Origin of the sequence: Nocardia brasiliensis IFM 10847 (genome assembly GCF_000710915.1) — a bacterium.
GTDB classification, from domain to species: domain Bacteria; phylum Actinomycetota; class Actinomycetes; order Mycobacteriales; family Mycobacteriaceae; genus Nocardia; species Nocardia brasiliensis_A.
This window is the reverse complement of sequence record NZ_BAUA01000115.1, coordinates 1-6,005: the sequence shown is the minus strand read 5'-3', so window position 1 is coordinate 6,005 and position 6,005 is coordinate 1. Positions and strand designations below refer to the sequence as shown.

At 66.8% G+C, this 6,005-nt stretch carries 6 protein-coding genes; 3 read left to right on the top strand and 3 right to left on the bottom strand.

Annotated elements, in window-relative coordinates; translation table 11 throughout:
- Positions 1-776 (bottom strand): AIR synthase related protein (locus NBRGI_RS24765; RefSeq protein WP_029899608.1); only part of this gene is annotated, 776 nt, incomplete at its 3' end.
- 199 nt (positions 777-975) lie between these two features.
- Here NBRGI_RS24765 and NBRGI_RS24760 point away from each other — a divergent pair.
- Positions 976-2,301 (top strand): glycosyltransferase 87 family protein, encoded by a 1,326-nt coding sequence (locus NBRGI_RS24760; RefSeq protein ID WP_029899607.1) that lies wholly within the window; start codon positions 976-978, stop codon positions 2,299-2,301.
- Here NBRGI_RS24760 and NBRGI_RS24755 read toward each other — a convergent pair.
- Together NBRGI_RS24755 and NBRGI_RS45415 are read right to left on the bottom strand one after the other, a co-directional pair.
- The gene (locus NBRGI_RS24755) at positions 2,250-3,548 is read right to left on the bottom strand and encodes a M18 family aminopeptidase (protein WP_029899606.1); all 1,299 of its coding nucleotides are present in this window, start codon (positions 3,546-3,548) and stop codon (positions 2,250-2,252) included. The genes NBRGI_RS24760 and NBRGI_RS24755 overlap by 52 nt on opposite strands.
- A 160-nt stretch (positions 3,549-3,708) precedes the next feature.
- Positions 3,709-4,101, bottom strand: a complete 393-nt coding sequence (locus NBRGI_RS45415) for a hemophore-related protein (protein WP_051728014.1) — start codon at positions 4,099-4,101, stop codon at positions 3,709-3,711.
- Here NBRGI_RS45415 and NBRGI_RS47650 point away from each other — a divergent pair.
- Both NBRGI_RS47650 and NBRGI_RS24745 read left to right on the top strand, forming a co-directional pair.
- Positions 4,088-4,342, top strand: a complete 255-nt coding sequence (locus tag NBRGI_RS47650; RefSeq protein WP_148310941.1) for a hypothetical protein — start codon at positions 4,088-4,090, stop codon at positions 4,340-4,342. The genes NBRGI_RS45415 and NBRGI_RS47650 overlap by 14 nt on opposite strands.
- A gap of 86 nt (positions 4,343-4,428) precedes the next feature.
- Positions 4,429-5,514 (top strand): alpha/beta hydrolase, encoded by a 1,086-nt coding sequence (locus NBRGI_RS24745; protein WP_370627825.1) that lies wholly within the window; start codon positions 4,429-4,431, stop codon positions 5,512-5,514.
- Positions 5,515-6,005 lie beyond the last annotated feature (491 nt).

The following is a 6,005-nucleotide window of genomic DNA, read 5'->3' as shown; positions in this document are numbered from 1 at the left end:
ACCTGCACGCTCGGCAGCTTCTTGCGACCGGTACCGGACTCGTCACCGGAGAAGGTGTCCGAGGCGAGCACGGAGACGCCGCCGATGCCGTCCAGGCCGGTGCGCGCACCGAACAGAATGATCTTGTTGCCGGTGCCGGAGGCGAAGGCCAGGTGCAGATCCTCGACCCGCATCACGCCCGCGCACAGGGCGTTCACCAGCGGATTGCCTTGGTAGGAGGCATCGAACACGGTCTCGCCGCCGATATTCGGCAGGCCGAGCGAGTTGCCGTAGCCGCCCACCCCGCGCACCACACCGTCGACCACACGCCGGGTGTCGGCCGCGTCCGCGGCGCCGAAGCGCAGCTGATCCATCACCGCGATCGGGCGCGCGCCCATCGCCATGATGTCGCGCACGATGCCACCGACGCCGGTCGCCGCGCCCTGGTAGGGCTCGACGTAGGACGGGTGATTATGGCTCTCCACCTTGAAGGTGACCGCCCAGCCGTCGCCGACGTCCACCACGCCCGCGTTCTCGCCGATGCCCGCGAGCATCGAGGCCCGCATCTGCTCGGTGGTGGTCTGACCGAAGTAGCGCAGGTGCACCTTCGAGGACTTGTAGGAGCAGTGCTCGCTCCACATCACCGAGTACATCGCCAACTCGGCGTCGGTCGGCCTGCGGCCGAGAATGTCCTTGATGCGGGCGTACTCGTCGTCCTTCAGACCCAGCTCTTTATAGGGTTGCGGCACGTCGGGAGTTGCTGCGGCTGCGCTGACGGTGTCGACCTGCGAAGTCACGGGGTACCAGGGTCCTTTCGGGCCGGGAGCGCGAAGCTGGGGATTCGCCTGGAAGTTTAGCCGTCACGGTTCGTGGGCACCGGGCCGCATACACCTCACGCCCGGTTCGCCGTTTTCCTGTGCGCCCGGTCACAGCCCGCGCGGGTGGCCACGCGCGCCGACGCGGGTCACACCGTCCCACACAGTTACGCTGGGGCCCGTGAACGAACGATCGGGGATCGCGGATTCCGCTGAGCCGGTTGTCGCGAAGGCCGGGCCGGTTGCCGAGCACGACGGGCAGGATGGCGCCGGCACCGAGTCGACTGCCCAGGTGCGCGTTCCGCTGTCCGGTGACCAATTGCGCTGGCTCCTGTTCGCCATCGGCCTGTTCGCCGCGTCCGCGGTGCTGTCGCTGGTCGTGCACTGGTGGTCCGGCTACATCGATCTACAGGTGTACCGCAACGGTGCCCGGGTCTGGCTCGACGACGGCGAGCTGTACGGCCCGATGCCGCCGGTGGCCGGTATCGGGCTGCCGTTCACCTATCCCCCGCTGGCCGCGCTGTTCTTCGCCCCGCTCGCGCTGATCGCGCTGCCGGTCGCCGAGGTGATCGTGCTGACGAGTTCGCTGGCGAGCCTGGCGATCACGCTGTGGCTGGTGCTCGCGCGGATCCGGCCGGGGCTGCCCAAGGTCACCATGTGGACCCTGGTGATCGGCGCGGTCGCGCTGCTGCAGACCTTCGAACCCCTGCGCCAGACCTTCGGTTTCGGCCAGATCAACCTGGTGCTGATGGCCGCCGTCACGCTGGATTGCCTGGTGCGCAAGCCATTCTGGCCGCGCGGCATGCTGATCGGCATCGCCGTGTCGGTGAAGCTGATCCCCGGCGGGTACCTGCTGTACTTCCTGCTGCGTAAGGACTGGAAGGCGGCGGGCACGCTGATCGTCTCGGCGATCGCGGCGGTGGGTCTGGGTTTCCTGTTGTTCCCGAGCGATTCGACCGAGTACTGGTTCCACACGCTGGCCGACACCGGCCGAATCGGTCCGCCCTACTTCGCCGGCAACCAGTCGATCAAGGGGATGGCGTTCCGTCTCGGCCTCCCCGACTCGGCGGCCACCGTGCTGTGGATCGCGCTGTCGCTGGTCGCGGTCGCGCTGGCCGCGGTCTGGATGCGCAGGCTGATCGACGCGGGCGCCACCGTGGCCGCACTGCTGGTGAATGCGGCTGCGGTGCTGTTGGTTTCGCCGGTCTCCTGGTCGCACCACTGGGTGTGGATCGCGCCTGCCGCGGTGGTCACCGCGGACGTGATCGTCCGTGGCAAGCGGTCGCCGGTGTTCCTCGGCTGCGTCGGCGCGCTGACCGTCATGTTCCTGATCGGACCGCAGTGGCTGCTGCCGCACGCCGACGACAAGGAACTCGACTGGGCGTGGTGGCAGCAGCTCGTCGGCAGCAGCTATGTGCTGGCCACCCTCGCCGTCTTCGTCGTCGCGGTGCTCACCTACCGCCCGGTGGCGGCGGGCGTGAGGAAGGCGGCCAGCGCCGCGGCGTAAGCGGGCACGTCGGCGGCGCCCATCACTTCGCGCGCCGAATGCATCGCCAGCTGAGCCGCGCCCACGTCGACCGTCGTGATGCCGGTGCCCGCAGCCGTCATCGGGCCGATCGTCGAGCCGCAGGGCAGATCGGCACGATGCACGTAGCGCTGCAACGGAACTCCGGCCTGCGCGCAGGCCAGCGCGAACGCGCCGGCACCGGCGGCATCGGTGGCGTAGCGCAGATTCTGGTTGACCTTGAGCACCGGACCGCCGTTCACCTCGATCCGGTGCGCGGGCTCGTGCCGCTCGGGGTAGTTCGGATGCGTCGCATGCGCCATGTCGCCGGAGGCGACCACCGAACCGGCCAGCGAGGCAAGGTATTCGGTGCGGTCGCCGCCGCGGGTGAGCACGATCCGCTCCAGCACCCGGGGCAACAGATCGGACTGGGCGCCGCGATCGGACTGACTGCCGACCTCCTCGTGGTCGAACATGACGAGCACCGGAATCGCGGCACCGGGCGCGGCGACCGCGGCGAGGAAGGCCTGCAGGCCCGCGTAGCAGGTGCCTTGGTTGTCCAGCCGCGGTGCGCTGACCAGATCGAGGTCGCGGCCGACGATCCGGCTCGGCGCCAGGTCATGCGTCATCAGTTCCCAGCCGAGCACCGCGGTGGGGTCGAGATCGGCGTGCTCGGCGACGAATTCGAGGAACGAGCGCGGCTCCCGGCCGACACCCCACACCGCGTTCACGTGCCGCTGCGGATCCAGCGCGACGCCCTTGCGATCGTCGGACAGGTGGATGGCCAGCTGCGGCACCCGCAGGATCGGATCATCGATGCGAACCAGCTTCTCGCGCACCGCGTCTCCGTCGCGCACGCTCAGCCGCCCGGAGATTCCGAGTTCGCGGTCCAGCCAGGAATTCAGCCAGGCGCCGCCGTAGGGCTCCAGGCCGACCAGCTGCCAGCCCGCGGAAGCCAGGTCCGGATGCTGTTTGACGCGCAGATTCGGGCTGTCGGTGTGCGCGCCGACGACCCGGAACGGCGTCACCCCCGCGGCATCGGCGCCGGCCCACGCGATCAGCGAACCACCGCGCACCACGAAATGCTGACCGGACCCGTCCGCCGGCCACGGGTCCGCCTCGGCCAGCCGGGTGAACCCGGCGGCTTCCAGTTCCGCTGCCACCGTTCGGCAGACGTGGAAGGGCGAGGGCGACTCGTCGACGAACGCGCACAACCCGGTGGCCGTGGCAGCAGTAGAGGAAACGGGCATGTCTGCGATCCTAGGCACGCGTGCGCCGCGGTGATCGAAAGCCGACCCGCGGCGCCGGTCGAGAGCAGGGCCGGTGGCGTCCCCGCCGAGGCGCGAACGCCGACCTGCCCACCCACTGTCCGTCGAACAGCGCGAGTGCCCAAGTAGTTCTAGCGTGAAACTACGACTGCGGGAACGTCTTGCAGGAGGTGCTGATCTTCGTCATCTTGTCGCCCAGGTCCGGGCTCATGGCGTCGAGCGGGGTCTCCACGCCGCTCTTCTTCTGCGCGGTGAACTCCTGGAACGTCTTCACACGCACGTCGGTCGGCATGTTGTAGGCCGCCTCCAGCGCCATCTTCTGCACCGGCGAGGCGTCCAGCTTCGCGGCCATCTCCGGCGCGTCCTGATGGATCGCGGCGTCGATCTGCTTGAAGGAGCATTCCGAGCTCAGCAGCGGAGCGAGATCGTCGATCATATCCGCCGCGGCAATTCCGGTGCCGAACAGCGAGGCGCCGGCGGCGATACCGGTGATGGCGAGAGAAGCGAAGGCGTAACGCGGGTTGAGCATCTTCATGAATTCACCCTTCGGAGAGCTCGATCGGATGTCGGGGCTGAATACCCCGGCGCAGATGGTACCCAAGGACTTCCATGAAGTACCAAGTGCATCCGTGCCGAACCCGGATATGTACGCACATTCACGTCCGGACGTGGTGAATTGCCTCGGAGATTTCTGCGGCAGGCGGCCGATGACCACCGGCGCGGCGAAGAACGTTGCGCCCCTTGGCAGCTTCCGGAACGCCGCCTATGACAACTGACCAGTTTGCCGAGGATTCTACATAATTCGGACATTGCTTCGTGTCGCCGCGTGTGCGATCCGAACGGCGTGCTAAAAGCTTGTCCTATGAATTGGAGCGTAAACGCAGAAGCACACAACTCCCGCAGATCACGTTCCGTAGCCTCCATCGCGGCGACCGGACTGCTCGCCTGCGCCATGACCGCACTGGGTGTATCGGCGGCAACGGCCGACCCGGCCACCGATGCAAAACTGCTGACCACTTCGGTTACCGCGCCGGACGGATCTCGGATAACCGACACAGAGACCATCGACGACCGCAATATCCGACTCCAGGTTTATTCCGCGGCGATGGACAAGACCTTTCCGGTCGAAATCCAGCGCCCCGCCGATACCTCCAAGCCGCGCCCGAGTCTGTATCTGCTGAGCGGCGCGGGCGGCGGTATCGACATCGCTTCCTGGCAGGCGCAAAGCGACGCCCGCGCGTTCATGGCGGACAAAGACGTGAACCTGATCCTGCCGATCGGCGGGATGTTCAGTTACTACACCGACTGGATCAAGGACGATCCGGTACTCGGCCGCAACAAATGGAAGACCTATCTGACCGAAGAGCTGCCGCCGCTCATCGATGCGGCACTCGGCACGAATGGCGTGAACGGCATCGCGGGGATCTCGACCTCTGCGACCACCGTGCTCGCACTGCCTATCGCCAAACCAGGTCTCTACAACGTGGCGGCCGCATACAGCGGTTGCGCACAGACCAGCGACCCGCTCGGTTCGCGATTCGTGAAGTTCGTCGTCGACGGTTACGGCGGCGCCAGTCACGAGAACATGTGGGGGCCGACCGGTTCCCAGGAATGGATCGCCAACGACCCCTACGTCAACGCGGAGGGCCTGCGCGGCACCGAACTGTATATCTCCTCGGGTAATGGCATGCCGGGTCGTTACGACACCCTGGACGGACCGCATACACAGCCCGGCCCGAACGGTCTGGCCAATCAGATCATCATCGGCGGCCTGATCGAGGCGGCCACGGCACACTGCACCCAGAATCTGAAGACGAAACTGGATTCGCTGGGCATTCCGGCCACCTTCACCATCCATGACACCGGGACGCATTCGTGGGGCTACTGGCAGGACGAGCTGAAGCTGTCCTGGCCGACCCTCGCGCACGGCATGGGCGTGAAAGAGTAATTCCCCACCACCGATAGTTCGACGGTCCGGAGGACCGGGTGTGGCCTGCATATGGGCCGCCCCGGTCCTCCGATGCATAGGGGGGTCAACAGGTTACGCACCCCAGGAGAACCGCGGCTCAGCGCTCGACAGTGTGCACCGGGGAGACGCCCGGTCACCCGAGTATCGGCCGTACACGCCATGCCCCGCGCTGGTGGTATTCGAGCCCCCGCCTACGCCCCACGATCTGCATCCCCCGGACACGGCCGCATGCTCCGAGCTACGCCATCGGGAGCCGTCCACACCGGCCTTGAATGAACACAATCTATTTCACTGTTCGGTGACAACAATCCCCCGGAGCAGAAATCAGCCGGATAAAAAGAAGCGTGCCGGACGCTGCAGTCGTCCGGCACGATTTCGTTCTGTGCTGACCGGCTCAGTAGCCGGTCAGAGGTGACAACTAGACGACGGCGACGATGATTCCGAGAATCACGCCCAGGGCCGCCACAGCT